General features: G+C 42.3%; 13 protein-coding genes and 1 riboswitch. Of the genes, 2 read left to right on the forward strand and 11 right to left on the reverse strand.

Annotated features, from left to right (window positions below):
* Positions 1 to 220: 220 nt before the first annotated feature.
* Complete coding sequence (locus tag B2R65_RS05555; protein ID WP_024033248.1) at positions 221 to 1,117, reverse strand: LysR family transcriptional regulator; 897 nt, start codon at positions 1,115 to 1,117, stop codon at positions 221 to 223.
* A gap of 172 nt (positions 1,118 to 1,289) precedes the next feature.
* On the opposite strand from B2R65_RS05555, the gene B2R65_RS05560 reads away from it, so the two are divergent.
* Positions 1,290 to 2,627, forward strand: a complete 1,338-nt coding sequence (locus B2R65_RS05560; RefSeq protein WP_286741524.1) for an MATE family efflux transporter — start codon at positions 1,290 to 1,292, stop codon at positions 2,625 to 2,627.
* A gap of 167 nt (positions 2,628 to 2,794) precedes the next feature.
* Positions 2,795 to 3,322 (forward strand): acyloxyacyl hydrolase, encoded by a 528-nt coding sequence (locus B2R65_RS05565; RefSeq protein ID WP_054982841.1) that lies wholly within the window; start codon positions 2,795 to 2,797, stop codon positions 3,320 to 3,322.
* A gap of 37 nt (positions 3,323 to 3,359) precedes the next feature.
* Here the strand turns inward: B2R65_RS05565 and atzF are convergent, their stop codons facing one another.
* From atzF to B2R65_RS05615, 10 genes are all read right to left on the reverse strand, one after another.
* On the reverse strand, positions 3,360 to 5,147 hold the full coding sequence (gene atzF, locus B2R65_RS05570; RefSeq protein WP_286741526.1) for an allophanate hydrolase: 1,788 nt from the start codon (positions 5,145 to 5,147) through the stop codon (positions 3,360 to 3,362).
* Positions 5,148 to 5,151: 4 nt separating this feature from the next.
* On the reverse strand, positions 5,152 to 8,754 hold the full coding sequence (gene uca / locus B2R65_RS05575) for an urea carboxylase (protein WP_054982806.1): 3,603 nt from the start codon (positions 8,752 to 8,754) through the stop codon (positions 5,152 to 5,154).
* Between the two features lie 105 nt (positions 8,755 to 8,859).
* Positions 8,860 to 9,498 carry an urea amidolyase associated protein UAAP2 gene (locus tag B2R65_RS05580; RefSeq protein WP_054982805.1) on the reverse strand — a complete coding sequence of 213 codons (639 nt, stop codon included), beginning with the start codon at positions 9,496 to 9,498 and terminating at the stop codon, positions 8,860 to 8,862.
* 2 nt (positions 9,499 to 9,500) lie between these two features.
* Complete coding sequence (locus B2R65_RS05585) at positions 9,501 to 10,220, reverse strand: urea amidolyase associated protein UAAP1 (RefSeq protein WP_031289807.1); 720 nt, start codon at positions 10,218 to 10,220, stop codon at positions 9,501 to 9,503.
* Positions 10,217 to 10,996, reverse strand: coding sequence for an ABC transporter ATP-binding protein (locus B2R65_RS05590; RefSeq protein WP_024033241.1), 780 nt, complete (start codon positions 10,994 to 10,996; stop codon positions 10,217 to 10,219). The genes B2R65_RS05585 and B2R65_RS05590 overlap by 4 nt, the downstream gene beginning before the upstream one ends.
* The gene (locus tag B2R65_RS05595; RefSeq protein WP_235576563.1) at positions 10,993 to 11,760 is read right to left on the reverse strand and encodes an ABC transporter permease; all 768 of its coding nucleotides are present in this window, start codon (positions 11,758 to 11,760) and stop codon (positions 10,993 to 10,995) included. Before B2R65_RS05595 ends, B2R65_RS05590 begins: the two co-directional genes overlap by 4 nt.
* Positions 11,761 to 11,829: 69 nt before the next feature.
* The gene (locus B2R65_RS05600; RefSeq protein WP_054982803.1) at positions 11,830 to 12,864 is read right to left on the reverse strand and encodes a putative urea ABC transporter substrate-binding protein; all 1,035 of its coding nucleotides are present in this window, start codon (positions 12,862 to 12,864) and stop codon (positions 11,830 to 11,832) included.
* A 56-nt stretch (positions 12,865 to 12,920) separates the two neighbouring features.
* A riboswitch (guanidine-I (ykkC/yxkD leader) is annotated at positions 12,921 to 13,084 on the reverse strand.
* Between the two features lie 235 nt (positions 13,085 to 13,319).
* Positions 13,320 to 14,387: a cytochrome-c peroxidase gene (locus tag B2R65_RS05605; protein WP_054982802.1), complete on the reverse strand. Its 1,068-nt coding sequence runs from the start codon at positions 14,385 to 14,387 to the stop codon at positions 13,320 to 13,322.
* Positions 14,380 to 17,058, reverse strand: coding sequence for a TonB-dependent receptor (locus tag B2R65_RS05610; RefSeq protein WP_286741534.1), 2,679 nt, complete (start codon positions 17,056 to 17,058; stop codon positions 14,380 to 14,382). The genes B2R65_RS05605 and B2R65_RS05610 overlap by 8 nt, the downstream gene beginning before the upstream one ends.
* A 16-nt stretch (positions 17,059 to 17,074) precedes the next feature.
* Positions 17,075 to 19,819, reverse strand: a complete 2,745-nt coding sequence (locus B2R65_RS05615) for an Ig-like domain-containing protein (protein ID WP_286741536.1) — start codon at positions 19,817 to 19,819, stop codon at positions 17,075 to 17,077.
* Positions 19,820 to 19,887 lie beyond the last annotated feature (68 nt).

A 19,887-nucleotide genomic window follows, 5' to 3' on the forward strand; every position in this document is an offset into this window, starting at 1 on the left:
TGGCTAGCTTTTAATTAACATTATAGGGAGTTTTTATTAAGTTATTCAATAAACTTACACGATTAAATACGAAGTATAAAAGTACAAGTTAGCTGCTGCTGTTTTTACTTGCCCAAGGCTTACCTAATAAAGCTCCTTATATTTAAAGCTTAAAGTTTAAAGCTTAAAACGCAAAAAGCACAAACCTTGGTTTGTGCTTTTATATTTTACGGTTAAATAATTATATTTTTTCCCAGTAGGGTTCGTCACCAAAGTAGCCGCTAAAGTAGTCTATAAAGGCCCTTACTTTTGGCGCTAATAAACGCGAACTTGGGTAAACACTCCAAATAGCGGTGTCGGATGCAAGTGGGTAGTCTTGTAAAATTTGTACCAGCTCACCACTTTGTAATTTTTTATAGGCACACCAGCTCGACATTAGCGTAATACCTAAGCCTTGCACGCACGCATCGCGCACCGCTTCACCGTTATCGGCTTGTAATACGTTATTGGTTTTAATGTTTTGTGTGCCCTCGGGTGTAATAAACGACCACGTAGTTAAACCATGTAAATTAACACAGGTATGATTTTTTAAATCTTGCGGTGTTGTTGGGGCGCCGTGTTTTGCAAGGTAATTAGGCGATGCGCAAATTAAGCGTTTATCGCGGGCAACCTTTCGGGCTATAAGGGTTGAGTCGTTTAATGCGGCGTCGCGTATTGCTATATCAAAACCACCGCCGACCATATCAATAATGCTATCGCTTAAGCGTAAATCAATTGTCAGGTCGGGGTATTGCTCAATAAATCCAGCCAATGCAGGAATAATATGCATACGCCCGAACGAAGCAGGGGCGGTAATGCGCAATTTTCCTTGTGGAGTTACACTGCCTATACCTACCGAGGCGCGTGCCATTTCAACATTGGCAAGCACTTCCTCGGCGTGGGGTAAAAAAGCTTGGCCCTCTTCGGTTAGCGATACTTTTCGGGTTGTACGATGAATAAGTTTAACGCCGAGCGTTTCTTCAAGCTTATTCATTTGGGCACTAGAAACCGCGGCCGACAAACCTAACTCCTTGCCAGCTAAGCTAATATTATGTGTTGTTGCGATTCTGACAAACAGATTTAAATGGGCAATGTTCATTATCAAATTTTTCAATAAACTGATTATTTAAACAACTATATTATCAATACTTAGTTGTGTAAATATACTAGCAGCTTATTCATTGTGACTTTTCCTGTGGCGCTTACTATAAGCGCCTTTTTTTTCGGTATTTTTCTCGTTTAAATTTTTAAGTTTAGAGTGAGCCTGCCTTATGAGCCGTAATACATCATTACTTTTAAAGTATTTATTTAAGCAAACCTGGCCTATGTTGGTTGGCTTGTTTTCTATTATGGGAAGCCAGCTGGTTGATAGTATTTTTATTGCTAAGCTAGGCGCTGAGCCGCTCGCTGTAGTTGCCTTTAGTATTGCTATTTTTCAGGTAATTGTGGGAGTACAAGTAGGCTTAGGTATTGCGGCAACTGCGACCATTTCTACTGCACTTGGGGAAAATAAAGTTAACTACGCACGCTACTTAGGTAGTTTAATCGTACTTATTGGCACCGTAATAGTAACGCTATTGTGCTTGGCGTTGTGGCTTTTTCAGCAGCCTATAATTTTAGCGCTGGGTGCAACGCCTTCGTTATTTAATTTAACTGAGCTTTACTGGTTGCCTTGGCTAATAAGCTGCTGGCTTGGAGCGCTGCTTTATTTTGGTTACAGCATTTGCCGTGCTCATAACGAAACCTTATTGCCTGGGCGAATTATGGTGCTAACCAGTGTGTTAAATATAGCGCTCGATCCATTGTTTATGTTTACCTTTGATATGGAGTTAGCGGGTGCTGCATGGGCAAGCTGTGTTGCTTTTTCAATAGGCTTAGTAGTGGTGTTTTACACGCTTATTAAACGAGACCTTGTAACCTTTGACGTTTTAAAAAACCGCACCGAGCAGGCAATAAAAGCCATTGCCAAAATGATGGCGCCTGCTTTACTTTCACAGTTTATTCCGCCTATTTCAGCCATGATAGTAACGGCATTGATTGCCGTGTATGGTGGGTTTGCTGTAGCAGCTTGGGGGCTTGCAAACCGTATTGAATATATTGCGATTATTTTAATTTTAGCGCTTACCATGGCGCTGCCCCCCATTGTTGGAAATTTAAAAGGGCGGGGCGAGCTTAGGCAAATATTAAGCGTAGTAAAACTTGCGTGCGGTTTTGTAATTGGCATACAAATTTTATTAGCGGTTATTATGCTAGGTGTGGCTAACCCGCTTGCAAATGCGCTTAGCAATAATAGTGAAATAGTGGCTAACCTAACAGATTACTTTGCATTTGTGCCCCTGAGCTACGCGGCTTTGGGTGTATGTATGATCACGGTATCGGTATGTAACGCGCTGGGCTTTGCGACCACGGCCTTATTTATCTCCATATTGCGGCTATTTTTGTGTTACTTACCACTACTTTGGTTAGGCTCGTATTTTTACGGTTTAACAGGGTTATTTATCGGTATGGCATGCGGTAATACCTTGTCGGGTATTGTGGGTTGGCAGCTTTTTAAGCAGCAATATAAGCGATTAACAACACACGTTAGCGTGCGCTCAAGCACTGTTTAATTATCAATATATTGAAGAAAGTTATTCCACTTAAATTGCAATTATCAAAATAGTTAAATGCAATTAGTATGCACCTCATTGAATCATTGCTTAATCTATAGCAGCTAAATTTGCTGTGTTTAGGTCAAGCAATTGCAATAAAAATAGAGCTGCTTGAGGTGAATAACATGAAACTTTATAAATTGTTTTTAATAGCTATAACGCTATACGCAGGCGCTGCAACGGCTGCACAAGATTACTTTTCGATGAGCTATATTCAAGGTGAAGGAGACGTGCGAGGGATTAAGGTGGCTTATCAATATGCCTTAGATTATCAAATAGAAGGCTTTGAAGAGCTAGAGATTTACCTAGAAGCCAATGCTAACTTTTTTGAATACGATGACCCAAAACGCTATGACGCTAATTTAGGCTTATCGCTTTCGCCTGTTATTTTTTATCCTATTGGCAGTATTGCTGGGAACCGCGTTTTTGCCGAGTTTGGTATTGGTTTAAGCTTATTAGACGACACCAAATTTGCGGGAAAAAACATAAGCACACATTACCAGTTTGAAGACCGCCTAGGCATTGCGATGAAATTTGGTGAGGCTGAGCAACATAGCGTGTCACTTAAGTATTTTCATTATTCAAACGCTGGTATTAAAAAGCCCAACCCAGGCCTCGATTTTATATCGCTAAGCTACTCACGCGCATTTTAACTAAAAGCAAAAGCCCTAAATTTAGGGCTTTTATGTTTTATTTGGTGGCTATATATTTTCGCCAACTACCGTATTCGCTAATATCTTTACCCGATTGTGCATGGCTTTGCGCAATAAAACCGGTAACTAGGCTTTTATCGGCAAGTGTTACTTGGCCTATACCGAGCGGGTCGCTAATACCTTGTACAAAACTTGCAAAGTGTTGAGTGGGCATTCGCCATACTTCTAGCTCAAAGTCGTTAGCATCTTGCTGTGTTTTAACCAGTGCTGGGCGCTCTATGTTGCCCTCAACAGCAAACATTTTATAGCACTTAGCGCTACGTGTTTTGGTAATTAGCTGAGCATTACGCTCAATTAGCTGGCTGTTTAGTGGCATACCTGATAAATGCGCGCCACATACTGCAATATCAATAAAGCCCGTATTTTTAGAAGTATCCAGCTCGGTGCTAATGAAAGGGTGTTTAGTAGCCCCTAATGGCAATGCATTGTGCTGCATTATTTTATCGGCATAGCTAAGTAGTTTTTGATCTTTCATTGCAAAGCTAAATAACGTAATACCAAAAGGCATACTCTCGGCTGTAAAACTAGTAGGTACGGCTACTGCAGCATAATCTAACAAGTTCATAAAGTTGGTGTAATAACCAAGCTGAGAATTAAGCTCAATAGGGTTTTCGCGAATTTCATCTCGTGTAAAGTGCCTACCCGCGGTTGGCGTAACAACAAAGTCAGCTTGCTCAACTAATAAATCAGCTTGCTGCTTAAAAGCTTGTAGTTTGTATAACGCGCTAAAACAATCAATAGCCAGAGGTTTAATACCGCCACTTATAATAGTGCGGGTAACATCTAACAGTGCTTGTGGGTTATTTTCCATTAAATCTTGAGTGGCTAAATAGCGCTCACTTACCCAAGGACCTTCGTAAAGCAGTGTTGCAGCTTCAAATAATGGACTAAAGTCGAGCTCCTTTTTAACCCCGCCCATTTTTTGTAATTCGTTAACTGCTTTTGCAAATTCACTTTTGTAACCTTCGTCATCAAAAAATTTCAGCTGCTCAGGAAGTGGTACAGCAAAGCTAAATGCGCTATTTACCAATACTGGTTGCTGGTTTGCTGGCGGGTTTTTACGTGAGTAGCAATCATTGGGGTCGTATTTAGCAGCTACCTGAAGCACTTTATTAGCATCGATTGCATTTAACGCAAATATACTCATACAATCAATACTCTTACATGCCGGTACCATGCCGCTATTCGATAGCAACCCTTTACTCGGTTTTACACCCACTAGATTATTAAAACATGCGGGTACTCGACCAGAGCCTGCGGTGTCTGTGCCTAATGCAAAGCTTACAATACCAGAGGCTGTGGCAACGGCTGAGCCACTGCTTGACCCACCCGAAATATAATCAGGATTAAACGCGTTTGGTGTTTCACCAAAAGGAGAGCGCGTACCCACTAAGCCTGTGGCAAATTGATCAAGGTTAGTTTTACCAATAGGGATAGCGCCTGCTGCAATGAGTTGCTCTACTACAAAGGCTGAATTTTCAGGTGTATAGGTAAATTCAGGGCAGGCTGCGGTAGTGGGAATACCGGCTAAATCTATATTATCTTTTATAGCAAAAGGAACCCCATAAAGAGGATGCGTTTTTAACGATTTAGACTCTAAGGCTTCTAAATAGGGCGCGAGCTCTTGCGCCGAAAGTACATGTAGCCATACGGCTTCTTGTTGTTTTGCTTGCTCAGTTAAATGGCTAATCAGAGTGGCTGGCGATAACTCACCACTACTGTACGCGTTATGTAATTGGCTAATTGATAAGTTAATTTGTGACATTCCATTACCCCTGTAAAATCATTAAAGCTTGGCCTGCATGAACTTGTTGGCCTTCTTTTACTAAAACCTGTACTACCTTTGCACTTTCGCTGGTGGTTAAATCAATTTCCATTTTCATAGACTCTAAAATCACCACAGACTCGTTAGCGTCAACTGCTTGGTTTTGCTCGGCATTTATTTTCCACACACTGCCTGCGGCCGTGGCCTCCATTAAGTACTGCCCAGGCGCGAGTTTAATTTGTTCACCTTGCTCGGTTTCGCTTTCTTCAAATTTATAATTTAATTGGCCTGTACGTTTCCACTGTTCCATTTCTTCGGCAAAAGCTTGCTCACGCTGCTGGGTAAATGTATTTATATTTTTTTGGTTTTGTTGCCACTGCTTTTGTAGTTCAGGCATAGAGACAACAGCTTGTTCTATTTTTGGTTGCCATTTACCTAACACAAAGTCTTCTCTAGTTTGCATTAGCTCTTCATGGCTTACAGGGTAGTATTTTATTTGATCAAAAAAGCGTAGTAACCAAGGTTTGTTAAACACATCAGTTTTACGATAGCGGTTCCACATTTGTACTGTGCGTCCCACAAACTGATAGCCACCTGGGCCTTCCATGCCATAAATACACATGTAAGCTCCACCAATCCCCACGGAGTTTTCGGCGGTCCACGTGCGAGCAGGGTTATATTTTGTTGTAACCAAGCGATGGCAATGATCAAGCGGCGTAGCTACAGGTGCACCTAAGTAAACATCGCCTAAGCCCAGCACTAAGTAGTTTGCGTTAAAAACAATGTTTTTTACTTCCTCAATGCTATTTAAGCCATTAATACGCTTTATAAATTCAAGGTTAGAAGGGCACCAAGGCGCATCTTTTCTAACTGATTGATGGTACTTATCAATTGCTTCTTGGCAGGCTTTGTCGTTCCAACTTAGTGGTAAATGTACAACACGCGATTCAAAGCTCAGCTGACGAGTGTCACCCAAGTTTAGGTCGAGCTGTTTAATGGTGTTTACCAAGCTCTGTACTGCAATAGATTGATTATCGTAATGTATTTGCAAAGAGCGGATACCAGGTGTGAGCTCTAGCACCCCATTTAACCGCTCGTTTTGTAATGCCTCAAGAAGTGCTTGTACGCGGGCGCGTAGGTTTAAATCTAAAATAAGCTCGCCGTATTCAGCAAGTAAAAACTTATCGCCTGCTTGGCGAAACACTAAATCGGGCTCGCCATCATCAGTTACTAAGGTATCTATTATTGGGGAGCTTGGCTCACAGGTTTGATAATTACACTCAACACGCTCTAGGCTGGCTAATTGCGAGTTTTGTGCTGTTTCGATAAGTTGTGCATTAATGTTATCAACCACTTCAAAACGCAGTGAATCACCCGCTTTTAGTTGGCCGAGCTTCCATAAATCGGCACTAATTACGGTAAACGGGCAAACAAACCCGCCTAAGCTCGGGCCATCGGGGCCTAAAATTACCGGCATGTCGCCTGTAAAGTCGACTGTGCCAAACGCATAGGCATTATCGTGAATATTAGAAGGATGCAGGCCTGCTTCGCCGCCGGTTTCGCGTGCCCAATCTGGCTTAGGACCTATTAAACGAATACCTGTACGGCTTGAGTTGTAGTGAATTTTCCACTGATGCGCGTGTATGGTTTTAATGTCATCTTTAGTAAAAAAGTCTGGCGCACCATGGGGGCCGTACATTACTCGCAACGTCCAATCGTTTGTAACAGGAGTAACAACGTGCTCGTTTAAGCTGGCTAACGGTTGTGCTTGTATAAATGTTGGTAACGATAAAAAGTCGCCCATGCGCAGGGCTCTGCCGCAGTGTCCACCAAATTGCCCTAACGTAAACGTACTTTTGCTACCTAAATAATCAGGGCATTGAATACCGCCGCTAAATGCTAAATAAGCACGGGCGCCAGCTTGCGTTACGTTGCCAGTTTTTAGTACTTGCCCCGCTTTAATATTAATTATTTGGTTACATTGCTGGGCTTTCTCGTCAAGCCACAGCTCAATAGGCGCACCGGTAATAGCTACTTGGCAGTCTTGGTAAAATTTAAGGCTTGGCCCTTGTAATGTAATTTCTAAACCGGCTGCGTCAGCAGGGTTATTTAATAAGCGGTTAGCAAGTTTAAATGAGTAAAAATCAAAAGGGCCTGAGGGCGGCACACCAATATCCCAATAACCAATACGGGCAGGGTAGTCCTGAATGGTGGTCATAGTGCCTGCTTTTAGCACTTCGAATCCTGCAAAATGAGCTTTAAAATCATTTAAAGTACGAGTAAAAATACAGCCTTGTACAAACTCCTGATGCGCTAAAATTTGTTGCACGTAACTTATATTGGTTGTTACACCATATACTTTTGAATTATTAAGAGCAGAGTTTAGTTGCTCAATGGCTTGCTCGCGGGTATCTGCATGAACAATCACTTTAGCCAGCATAGGATCAAAAAAAGGTGAAACGGTTAATCCGGCTTCTATCCAGCTATCTACACGTACATTATCCGTGGGCCACTGTACTTGGGTGAGTAACCCCGCTGAAGGTTGAAAGTTTTTAGCTGGGTTTTCGGCGTAAATACGCGCCTGAATAGCATGCCCTGTAGGTTTAATACTATCTAAAGCGGATAAATCTAACGCTGTATTTTTTATTGATTCGCTATAGGCTATTTTTAGCATCCAGCTTACTAAGTCTACGTTATAACACGCCTCTGTAACGCCATGCTCAACCTGTAAGCGGGTGTTTACTTCTAAAAAGTAAAAACGGTCGTGGTCGTTATCGTAAATAAATTCAACGGTTCCTGCGTTCAAATAGTCAATTGACGCCATTAAGTTTTTAGCTGTGTCTAGCATTGCTTGACGTGTGCTTGCTGGCAGGTTTGGTGCCGGTGTTTCTTCAACTACTTTTTGATTACGACGCTGGCTTGAGCAATCTCGCTCGCCAAGTGTCACTACTTCACCAAAGCCGTTACCTAATACTTGCACTTCGATGTGGCGGGCTTTTTCTACAAATTTTTCGACAAATACACCGTCGTTTGAAAAGTTTTGTGCGCCTAAATGTTTTACGTTTACAAAAGCTTTTTCTAACTCGCTTTGAGAGTCGCAGCGCTGCATGCCAATACCGCCTCCACCCGCGGTGCTTTTAAGCATAACTGGATAACCAATTTTTGCTGAAAAAGCAGTTAACTCGTCTAAATCGCTAATTAAACCACTACCAGGGACTAGCGGTACATTTGCTTGCTCAGCTATATCACGCGCTTGGTGTTTAAGCCCAAACTCAATCATTTGCTTAGCGCGAGGGCCAATAAAGCTAATGCCATGTTGTTTTAGTTTTTCTGAAAAATCGGCATTTTCGCTTAAAAAGCCATAACCAGGGTGTATTGCTTGTGCACCGGCTTGCGTGGCTATATCAATAATTTTTTGCTGGTTGAGGTAGGTCTCGCTTGCGCCGCCTTCACCTAAGCTGTAAGCCTCATCGGCTTCGCGTACGTGTAATGACTCTTTGTCGGCTTGCGAATATAAGGCAATACTTTTAATGCCAAGCTTTTTAAGGGTACGAATAATTCTGCAGGCTATAGCGCCTCGGTTAGCTATTAGAACGGTATTAAACATAATTTTTACTCGTTTTCGCGGGTCGTCCCGCAGCAAATTTGTAAAAGTGATTGGGTCGTCCCAAACACATGCCTTGCGGCTAATTAATTAAATAGTTGATATAAGTTATTGCCAAATAAGCACTTCAACGGGGGTTGGGTTATAAGCGTTACAGGGATTATTAAGCTGTGGGCAATTGGATATAAGCACAATGCAATCCATCAGCGCTTCAAGCTCTACGTATTTTCCTGCGCCACTTATGCCATCGGCAAAGGTTAGTTTTCCGTCGTTGGTTACAGGTACATTCATAAAAAAATTAATATTGTGGGTTATGTCTTTTTTACTTAAACCAAGCTCTGGTTGTTCGTTGATTGCTAATAACCAGCTATCGCGACATGCATGCATGGTTTTTTTATCAAGAGAGTATCGCACTGTATTACTTTCACACGAACACGCCCCACCAACGGTATCGTGTCGACCACATGTATCGGCAACAATTTTAAGCATAGGATTACATTCATCTGATAGTAGTACGGTACCTGTTGTTAAATACACATTACCTTGTTCACGAATTGTATCGGTAGCGCTGTAACGCTCACTTGGTTTGTTCGCATTATAAAAAAGCGTATCGGCGGCTTGGTTACCTTCTAAGTCTAAAATGCGTATGGTTTCGCCTTTTTTTACCACATATAAGTAATAGTCGCCGGCATCAACAACTTGGCGATTAATAGCATCTTGTTCTAGTAGTTGGCTTGTGGTGATCATTATTAAACTCCTTCTAACCCTAAGTGATAAATTCGGTTGTTTTCATAGCCGCGCTGGTTTTCGCTACAGCTGTTTTTACATTCATCGTCATCGCTTACAGGTTCTGATGGCAGTATTTGATACTCAATTTCAAATTGCGGATATTCGCTGGCGCTATCAAGTGGATGAGGGCAGGTGTGAAACAGCACTAACGTGTCCATTTCAAAGCGTAGTTCTATATAATCGCCGGCTTTTGAATGCCCACTTTGATAGTTTAAGTCGCCGCTATCACTGGCAATTACTTTGCTAAATAGATTCAGGTTAGCGGCTAGGTCTTGTTTAGTTAGTCCGTATTTAGCCGCTTCAACTAAAAATGCATCTAAGCCATTTTGCTTGAAGTTATTACGTTCGTTTTGGTAGTCGCGTTTGCCCCATTTTTTTTCAACTGATTGAGCGTTACTGTTGCCGCTTAAGGTATCGTGCCAACCGAGCGTGTCGTCGGTAATCGCGCAAAAAACACGTGCCATATCTGAATATAAACAATGGCCTTGGGTTAATTTAAAGGTGTGTTGGCACTTTAGAGTGTCGGGGGCGTTGTAGCGCTCGAGTAAATTTTCGGGGTTGTAAAACAACATCCCTACATTTGCGCCACCAGTTTTATCAATTAACCGTAAGCTAGTACCGCGACGCATACGCATAGACCAGTGTTTACCTGAGGTTAAAGTATCTTGATACAAAATCATGCAGTGACTTCCTTTTTTGTAAATTGCTGAGCAAGTGAGTGGTTTTGAGCTTTGGTTTCGCTATTAAGCGGTAAATCGTAAGTAATTTGTGCTCCATACGCGTTAGGTGCTTGTGGGTCATGGCGTACTTTGTCAAATACCCATAAACGAGAACCCAGCTCAAAGCCTTCTTGAATGTCATGAGTAACCATAAATATGGTGAGGTTGTTTTCTTTCCATACTTTACGAATAAGCTGGTGCATGTCTTTTCGAATACCGGGGTCTAGTGCACCAAAGGGCTCATCGAGCAAGAGTATTTTTGGGGATTTCATTAATGCTTGGGCAATAGCCAAGCGCTGCTGCATGCCGCCCGATAATTCGTGTGGGTATTTATTAATAGCATGAGATAAACCTACGGCTTCCATAAATTTAAGCGCTTTTTGTTTTATCTCGCGTTTTTGTTTGCCAAAGCAGCGCCCTAAAAAACGACTGGCAGAAAACTCATCGGCAATCATTACGTTTTGCAAAGCAGTTAAATGCGAGAATACAGAGTACTTTTGAAATACAATGCCTCGCTCTTCACTTGGCTCGCTAGAAATAGGCTTGCCGTCTAAAAGTATTTCGCCTCGTGTTGCTTGCTCACTGCCCAATATCATTTTAAGCAGGGTGGTTTTACCGCACCCAGAAGCGCCCACCATAGAAACAAATTCACCTTGCTCTACGTTAAGCTGTAAACGCTCTAATATTTGTACATCAGCAAACGATTTCCATACTTTGTTTATTTGTAATAGGCTCATTTTCCAGCCTCCTGATGGTGATACCAAGGGAAGCAAAGTGATGAAAATTTACGTAAGCTAAAGTCCATCAAAAAGGCAAGCGTAGTGATCCAAATTACATAAGGTAAAATGACATCCATCGACATATAGCGCCTTACTAAAAAGATGCGATAGCCCAGACCTTCTTGAGCGGCGATGGCTTCAGCGGCAATTAAAAATAGCCATGCAGTGCCAAGCGATAAACGCACTGCAGCAATTAAGCGCGGCATTATTTGTGGTAAAACAACACGTATAGCAACCAGCCAGGTGGAGGCGCCCAAGGTTTGGGCTTTTATTAAAATTTCGCTGGGCAATTGGCGAACATGGCCCTGAATATCGCGAATAATGACAGGGGCAGTGCCAATAATTATGAGCATTACTTTTGCAAGCTCTCCTAGGCCAAAACTAATAAATAAAATGGGTAAAATGGCCATTGGCGGTATAAGCGAAACAATAGTAATGAGCGGCGAAAAACCGGCTCTAAACAGCGGCAGCAGGCCCGATAACATGCCGATTAATAAACCCAGCCCCGCGCTAATTGTGATACCTAAACAAATACGATACACACTCGCAGCGGTGTCTTTCCAAAACAGGTAGTCGCCACTGCGTTTATCAGGGGTAAATGCAAAGCGCTCGACGGCATCGGCAATTTGCGTAAAGCTTGGCAGCAGTTTATCGTAAGGGTTAGCCTCAAGACGTTCGTTAGAAGCGCTAAAGTAAAGTAGCAACAAAATTACAAACGGCAAAAAAGCCAAAAATCCTTTCAGTGACCGCGAGGGTGCTAAGTTCATTAATTTTTTCATAGTGGGTTCGCTTTATAAGCTGTTGTTAACGGCCATTTCCATAAAGCTAGGGTCAAAACGCAGCTTTATATTTTGCGGGTTACCTACTACGCCGCTTGGAGTTTCAATGCCTATAAAGCCAGCGTCAGGTGCGCCATCTCCTAATAGGCCATGCTTAAATGAAAACTCAGCAACGTATTTCATGGTTTTGCCAAGGTGAGGGCTTTGCGTAAATTCCACCGCTTCTTTGGCTTTATAAAACATTTTGGTGCTGGCAAGTTGAGCTTGATAGCCGGCTAAATCAGTACCTGATGCTTGGGCCATGTGTGAAAGCGCATTTTGATCAGCACTCATTTTTTCCATGATCTCGTACCATGCGCCTACTAAGGCTTTACCTAGTTTTGGGTTTTCTTTTAAGGTTTGAGTGTTTACTACTAAAAGGTCGATGATTTCGCCAGGGATGTTTGATGAGTCGAATACTTTGCTAGCACTAGGCTGTTTTTCTATTTCAGAAAGTAGTGGGTTCCATGTAACAACAGAAGTTACATCTTCAGTTGTATAAGCGGCGACTAAGTCGGCATCTGAGGTATTAACTACATTTACGTCACGCTCTGTTAAGCCAATCGAGTCTAAACCGCGTGCTAATAAATAATGAGATACGCTTAGCTCAACGAGGTTAATTGTTTGGCCTTTAATTTGTTTTAAATCGGTTTTATCTTTCAAAACGATACCGTCGTTACCATTTGAAAAGTCGCCAACTATAAGCGCGGTACTATCTACAAAGCTAGCTGCCGGAATTGTTAACGCATCCATGTTGGTCATGGTGCATGCATCAAACTGGCCTGAGGTATATTGGTTAATCGATTCGATGTAATCGTTAATTTGTACTACATCAATTTCAATATCGTATTTATCGGCCCATTTTTTTACTATGCCTGAGCTGTCGCCATATTCCCATGGCATCCAGCCTACATAGATTGACCAACAAACAGAAAATTTATCTTTAGCGAGCGCATTTGAACTGCAGATTAAAGCGAGGACTAACGTAAGTGTTTTTATCGTTTTCATTTCGTATTCTCCAAGTTTTACACGGTTTTTGGGCGCAGGAGTTCCAAGCTAATTGAACCTCCCGGGCTTTTGTCCCGCCGTGTAACCCTTGCATACGCAAATATAAAAACTAAACACCCTTGGTGATTACTTGTTATATAGCTAGGTTGGCAACTCTCGGACCAGTCGTTCATTTTACTTCGTTAAGTACACATGAACCGGAACCCTAGTCGCCTGTTTAGCATTAAATTGTGCTGGTTCAAAAATCCTTGAACCCCTACGCTTTTTAATAAGCATGAAGCTAGCCAATATTTAAGTGTTGGTTTAAGTTAATGAAATTAAAGCGCTAAATTTATTTTTGTGTGTTTTTAAATTATAAAAGCGATGTGGAATGTTTTAATTTGGTGCGATATTTAAGTGCATTGAAATATATTGGTGCAATGGCACTGCTGAATAAATTTACTCAGCAGTGCTTGTTATAATATGCGTAAAAATGCCACTAGGTCGGCTTGTTCTTGCTTGGTTAAATTAAGCTTTATAAGCAGGTTGGTGGTTTTAGGGAAATGCGGGTCGTTTAGTTGATTTTTTCGTGGTTTGGGCCTTACTCCACCATGGTTATATAAGGCGACAATGCCGGCCAAATCGTCAAATAAGCCGTTATGCATCCACGGGAATGTTTGCATTAACCCTAATAGCGATGGGGTTCTAAATTGGCCAATATGCTCAGGGTTGTGGGTGGCATCGTAGCGGCCTTTATCTTCAAAACGGCGGCCGTAATAATGCAGCCCTGTGCCATGGAATTGGTTGTCGCTAAGTAGTGCGCCGTTATGGCAAGTCATGCATTTAGCTTTAGTTCTAAATAGGTGCAGGCCATTTAACTCACTATCACTTAGGCTACTAACTGCTTGCTGTGGATTTTTATTAAGCTGCGTTAAAAAAGTTTTATAGCGGCTATTTGGCGCTGCTAATGTGCGCTCAAACGCAACTAAGGCTTTTGCCATTTGCTCAGTGGTTAACGTGCTGCTATTAAAAGCGCTTTTATTAAATGCTCGGTAACTCTTATCTTTATTTACTCGGGCTAAAGCTATTTTTGGATCTAAGTCCATTTCAATTGGGTTTTCTATTGGCATAAGCGCTTGCTGCTCAGCGGTGCTTGCGCGTCCATCCCAAAAAAAATGTTGCCATTGATCAATACCAAAAATAGCGGGGGTGTTACGCGTGCCTACTTGCTCGTCAATGCCTATGGCTGTTGTACGGCCATCATGAAAGCCTTTGTCGCGTTCATGGCAGGTTGCGCAGCTAACGGTATTATTACGTGAAAGCTGCACATCGTGAAAAAGCTTATCGCCTAGTGCAACGTGCTCAGGTTTAGGCGATGCTACAGGCAAAAGCGACATGGGCTCAACGCTTCTTCCGTCACTGGTTTGAATAGCAGGCCAATGAGCTTGGCCTTTACTATAAAGTGAGCGTAAATCGTTACTACTTGTTGATTTGGCGTTTAAGCTAAATGAGCACAGTAAAAAAATGCTTAATAACCTAATCATAGTTATAGCTAACTCCTACCCAAAACATACGCCCGGGCTCAATACCTGATGCCCCTTCGTTTACTGTGTAAGTGCGGGCATTTAATAAATTAGAAATATCCGCTCTTATGTCAATAGTTTGGGTTTTTGTGAGGTTATGGCTATAGCGTAAACTTAGCCCTAGCATGGTTCTGGCGCGTATTTCTTGCTCTTCGTATACATCAACTAAGCTTGATTCTACAGGGCAACTTGTACAGCTTTGCTCAAGCCCAATACTTTCGCTAGCCCCGGTACTTACCGCGCTGGTGTAGCTGTCACTGTAGGTAACATTTAAGCCTGTACTAAATGAGCTGTTCCAATCAACATTCCAGCCAAGCGCACCTGACACTGGGGTGCCAAAGTTGGTACGTATTTGCTCTAGCTGCCCAAGTGTTACAAGCTCGCCTTCGCCTTGTGCATTGAGATAATAAACGAGTTCATCAAGGGGGGTATTTTCTGCACTAGCGCTGTATTCGTCGTTTGAAACTTTGTTTTCAGCGTAGGAGGCATTGGCCCATAAAGAGTGTTTACCAAACTGTGCACTCCACGAGATAGAGTAGCGCTCTGAGCTGCCATCACCCTCGTTAGTCATATAAATGTATTTATAGCCATCACTAGCTGCTTCTTCATCGGTAACCTGAGAAAATTGCTGATGCTTTTTACGTTTTACATATTTGAGCGATATATTGCCTGCTTTTTCAAATGAATGCGCAATGCCTAATGCGAGTTCGTCATCGTAGGGGGTATTTACATCATCAAAGCGGTATTTAAACGCGCCGGTATAGTTAGACGGCAGCCACCCTTGAAGGTAGCCGTTTTCAATTGGGCGGTACTCTCGGTATGAAAAACGCTGCTGCTCTTTTATTTTATAACCAATAATGGCTGAGTCGTAATAGCGGTTAACCCCTGCGCTAATAATAGTGCGGTTGTTGTTAAATACATCGTAACCAAGGGATAGACGTGGCGCAATATTATGATTAGCTAAAAAGTCATCGTATTCGTAGCGCATACCTAAATTTAAGCTTAATTGCCCTAAGGTAATGCTATCTGTTGCATAAAACGAGGCGCGATTTAACGCTACATTTATATACTCTGCTGGGGTTACTAAGCGGCCATTAAAATACTGCGCGGTGGCTGTTACATTGTTGCTGTACGCTGTTATGTGATCTTGGTTGTTAAAATCAATTTCGCCCCCTAACTGCGCTGCAAGTTCGTCAATAGATATTGTGGTTTCAAGCGCTTGGCAGTCAAGCGTGTAACCACTGCAATTAAGTGGTGTACTAGCGCTAGACCATATAATAGGGGAGTCGTAGTTGTAGCTATTTTGTATTCGTTCGCGCTCTACTTCTTGGCGAATAAGCTCTATACCGGCCTTAATATTATGCTCAGTACCTGCTAATTCAAATGAATTGAAATTTAGCGTGTTTTTCCAGCTGGTGGTGTATTGGGTGTTATCTAAAGCGCCATAGCCTCCTTGGCGAGAGTAGCGCGTTTGCGCATCGCCTTGGTCGGCATATTGTCCCCAATCTTTGCCTTTAGCTTGCAGCCAGTTATAAAAGTGCGCTGGGCCTTCTCGGCTGCTATCACTCATACTAAAATTAAGGTTACTGCGCCAGGTTGCAAAATCAAAGTGCTGGGTAAGTGATGCGACCGCGCCTACGGCGCCGCCTTCTAAATGGAAGTCGCTGTCTTTGGCGTCGGTTATAAAGTCATCTACTTCGTAAGGTGAATACATTAGGGTTAAATCTAATGCGTCTACCCAGCCATTGCGATAACCATATTTAACAATGGCATTTATGTTTTTACGGCTTTGCGTTTTGACTTCTCCTAACGACAAATCGCTGATGTCGCTGGTTAAGTAACTAACACTCATCATTACGCCATGGCGCTTATTAATTTGTTTATTAGCACGCAGGTTATAGCTGACTTTTTCATACTTAGGCGTTTCAAGTGTGCTTTGATCAACATTTTGCTGAGAGCTGTCTTGATCGGCTTCTATAAAGTGATAACTCCCCCAGCTACTTTGATTACCCCGCACACCAAAGCTAAAACTGTCATTGGTAAATACGCTTTTGGTTTTACTATCAACAATGCCACCCGAAAAGCCACCAAACTCAGCCGGAATGTTATGGTCGTACACTGTGATTGATTCAACTACATCGGAGTTTACATTCATGCTTTGCACGCCGCCCGATACATCGTTTGATGAAGAGCTTAAGCGGCTGCTGCTACCCGGGTCTATGCGGTTATTGTAGTTTAGTCCATCTAACGAAAAGCCAGTTTGCCATGGCTGCGCGCCTGAGATTGATATTTCTGGTGCGCTGATTTCTGCCAAACTACCAATAGAGTAAGCCTCGTTGCTTAGCTGTACACCAGGGAGCAATGCAATAAGCTCGTTTATATCGCCGTTGCCTTTAGGTGTGGCATTTATAAAGTCACGATTTAAGTAAGAACGCCCAATAACTTCGGGTACTTCTATGCCTATGTACTGGCCTTTTACTTCAATGTGCTCAAGTGCTTCACAACGCTCTTTTTGCTCATTTTTAAGGTCGTTACATGGCTGTGTTTTTGGTTCGGTCTGCTGTTGCTGCTCTGCGGCGTATACACCCTGAGAAAGCAAAAGCAGACACGCGAGGGTAGTCGGTGTCTGCATTTATTACGGCTCTTAGTTAAATACCTAGTGGGGTAGTGTCTTCACTATCAATTACGCCATCGTTATCGGCGTCTTGGTCGGCAATTAATCCAGCTAAGGCTATATCTTCATCGCTGGAGTTAGGTAAAAAGAAGTTAGGTAAGCCGTCGTGGTCTGTATCTACGCTGGCAATAGCTATGCCTTTAAAGTCATCACGAGAGGCGACTAAGTTGGTCATGCCTATGTAAAGCTCAAGCTGATCGGCTTCGCCATTAACGCCATTATTTATTAAGCTTTGTGCTTTAGTGGTATCGTTAATTAGCGTAAAACTGTTTACTAAATCTTCCATGTTGTCGGCAATAATTGTATCGGCAAAGTTTAAAATAAGAGGCTCAAGCGTATTTAAAAGCGTGCTAGCTTGTGTTTTTGCATTGCTATAGTTTGCTGAAAAATCGCTAATATTCGCCGCGTTAGTGCCCATACTTGAAAGCATAGAATAACGTTCAAATTCACCTGTTTGAGCTTCTTCTAAGCCAATTACTTCGGCTTTAACAGCGGCTAAAATAGTTTCTAGCTGATCGCTTGTTAATGCATTTAGCTCAGGGGTTATTTCAGTAATAGCATCATTTAAAGTGGTACTTGCCAGTGATGTTTGGTTTGCATTAACTAAGTAACCTAAGGTTTCTAAGCGGGCTTCAAACCTGTCTTCGGTATCTTCATCTAGGGCAATGTAGCTAAGGAGTTGATTGTGTACACCAGCTACTTGCTCCGATAAGCCGCCTTTAATAAGCGATACTATTACTTGATTATGAGCTGTAATTGATGAGGTATTACTTAGCGTACGTATATCGCCTGCATTGAGCGTATTAAGCATGGTTAAGCATTTATTAGCGGCATTTGCTGTATCGCCACCGACTTGCGCAGTTAAATCAACTAACAATTTACAGCCCTTGGAACCGGTTAAAAGCGTGGTTGATGATTCTTTGCTTATGTAGTCATCTGAGGCTATAAAGTCGCCAGCATAGGTAAATACTTGCTGTGCTAGATCGTTTCTGCCGGCTTCACTTAAAATTAGGCCTGTGCCAGGGACGTTATCAAGCGATGTTAGCGCTCTAAAAAATTCGTTGTAATCACCATTTTCTGTAAAAAAGCTGCGAGCTTGAGCTGCGGCACTCGTTATATCTTCCCCACCAAGCAGGCGATTAGCTATATTAAAACCATACACTTGCTCTTGCGCGTTGTTTATATCGGTTTCGCTGTCTGATAGCGTTATTGCTGGGTTTTCGTCGCTTTGGTAAAGGCCTTCAATTAAGCCTGCTAAAAATTGAATAGGATAAGTGTAGTTATCTAAAGTAGCGGCGCTGTAAGGCGATGCAGAGTATGCGTAGTTACTATCAAAACCCGTTGAACCATACATGGCAAGTACTTGGTTAGTATAGTCTTTTGCCGCTTCAAATTCGCCAGCTCTATAAAGGTATTGCGCAGCCCATGCACCATGTAGCGTTTTGTATTGCTCGTATGGCTGGCCTTCGTATTCGCCGCTACGTACTAGCCTGTAACCTGTTTTTACTGCAAGTTGCGCGTAGTTATTAGCTAGCAATTTGGCTTGCGTTAAATCGCTTTCATCTAGGCTTTGCGCATAGCTTTGTAGAGCGTCATCTATTGATAAGCGTACGCCATTTAAAAAGTAGCCATAACTTGAGGTGTATTCGCCTTCGCGTACTTGCTCTGCGTATAATGAAATTGTATTTAACAAATTACTTGCTTGCGAAACTTGATCAGCAGCTAAATAGCTTTTTACTAAAGAATAAAGGGCTGATGCGTCTGATGAGGCAATGTTATCAAAGCCTTTATCAGCTAAGTATTGGTTGTAGGCCGCCACCGCTTGGTCACGGTAATCGTTTGCTTGTTCTGTTTGGCCTATTTCGTCTAGTGCTTGTGCCACATCTTTTAGTGCCGAAGAACGCGCTGTTTGCTCGTTTATAAGCGCTAAATAGTCGTTAGCAGTATCTAAAAATCCTGCACGTGCATAGGCCGCAGCTTGGGTTGCGTATACCTCATATCGAGAAAGTTCATCGGCAATATTTGCGCTTAACTCGTCGGCTTGTTTTAAGTGCGACAGACTAGAGCTGTAATAATAATTAAGTTTATCTTCGTTAGTTACATAAGAAGGGCTTAGTGAAATAATTGCAGTTAACGGCTCGCTAATTAGACCATCTGTGTAGCTAATTTCAAATTGCTCATCAATGCTGCTTAGAGATTGAGCCTCATAGGTAAATTCACCCGTGGTGCTATTTATGCTCATTACGCCATTACTCGGTGGTGTTATTAAGCTAATAGTTACGGTGTCGCCATCTAAGTCTTGTGTAGTAATAACCCCTTGAGTGGTGGTTGAAGAGGTGACAAATACATTAGTAGTTAGTAGCTGCGGGGCATCATTAACATTTTCTACGCTAAAACGTATCACTAAATTTGCCGTTAAGCTGCCATCGCTTGCGCTAATGGTTGCTGTGTCTTCTCCAAAATAATTACTAAATGGTGTGTAGGTAAATTCACCGTTTGCTTCAACTGCTATGATGCCATTGCTTGGTGCATTGGCAAGCGTATAGCTTAAGGCTTCATCGTCGGTGGCTGTTACTTGGCCTGAAAAAGTGGTGTCTTCGTTTACAGTAAAACTTAAATTAGGTTGAGAAAACTGTGGAGCAGTATTACCCGAGCCACCGCCACAACCAGCCAACGCAAGCGCGCATAATATTGGGGTAAATTTAATTAGCTTGTTCATTATTGTTAATATTAAAAGTTAATGATGTTGCGAATGATAACGCATATCAATTAGATTTTAAAGTGTGC

Source organism: Pseudoalteromonas sp. UBA2102, assembly GCF_002331165.1.
Taxonomy (GTDB): domain Bacteria; phylum Pseudomonadota; class Gammaproteobacteria; order Enterobacterales; family Alteromonadaceae; genus Pseudoalteromonas; species Pseudoalteromonas atlantica.

Excerpts from the sequence above, each read along its gene's own strand:
- B2R65_RS05555 (WP_024033248.1), bottom strand. The coding sequence starts at position 1,117 with ATGAACATTGCCCATTTAAATCTGTTTGTCAGAATCGCAACAACACAT.
- B2R65_RS05560 (WP_286741524.1), top strand. The coding sequence starts at position 1,290 with ATGAGCCGTAATACATCATTACTTTTAAAGTATTTATTTAAGCAAACC.
- B2R65_RS05565 (WP_054982841.1), top strand. The coding sequence starts at position 2,795 with ATGAAACTTTATAAATTGTTTTTAATAGCTATAACGCTATACGCAGGC.
- atzF (WP_286741526.1), bottom strand. The coding sequence starts at position 5,147 with ATGTCACAAATTAACTTATCAATTAGCCAATTACATAACGCGTACAGT.
- uca (WP_054982806.1), bottom strand. The coding sequence starts at position 8,754 with ATGTTTAATACCGTTCTAATAGCTAACCGAGGCGCTATAGCCTGCAGA.
- B2R65_RS05580 (WP_054982805.1), bottom strand. The coding sequence starts at position 9,498 with ATGATCACCACAAGCCAACTACTAGAACAAGATGCTATTAATCGCCAA.
- B2R65_RS05585 (WP_031289807.1), bottom strand. The coding sequence starts at position 10,220 with ATGATTTTGTATCAAGATACTTTAACCTCAGGTAAACACTGGTCTATG.
- B2R65_RS05590 (WP_024033241.1), bottom strand. The coding sequence starts at position 10,996 with ATGAGCCTATTACAAATAAACAAAGTATGGAAATCGTTTGCTGATGTA.
- B2R65_RS05600 (WP_054982803.1), bottom strand. The coding sequence starts at position 12,864 with ATGAAAACGATAAAAACACTTACGTTAGTCCTCGCTTTAATCTGCAGT.
- B2R65_RS05605 (WP_054982802.1), bottom strand. The coding sequence starts at position 14,387 with ATGATTAGGTTATTAAGCATTTTTTTACTGTGCTCATTTAGCTTAAAC.
- B2R65_RS05610 (WP_286741534.1), bottom strand. The coding sequence starts at position 17,058 with ATGCAGACACCGACTACCCTCGCGTGTCTGCTTTTGCTTTCTCAGGGT.
- B2R65_RS05615 (WP_286741536.1), bottom strand. The coding sequence starts at position 19,819 with ATGAACAAGCTAATTAAATTTACCCCAATATTATGCGCGCTTGCGTTG.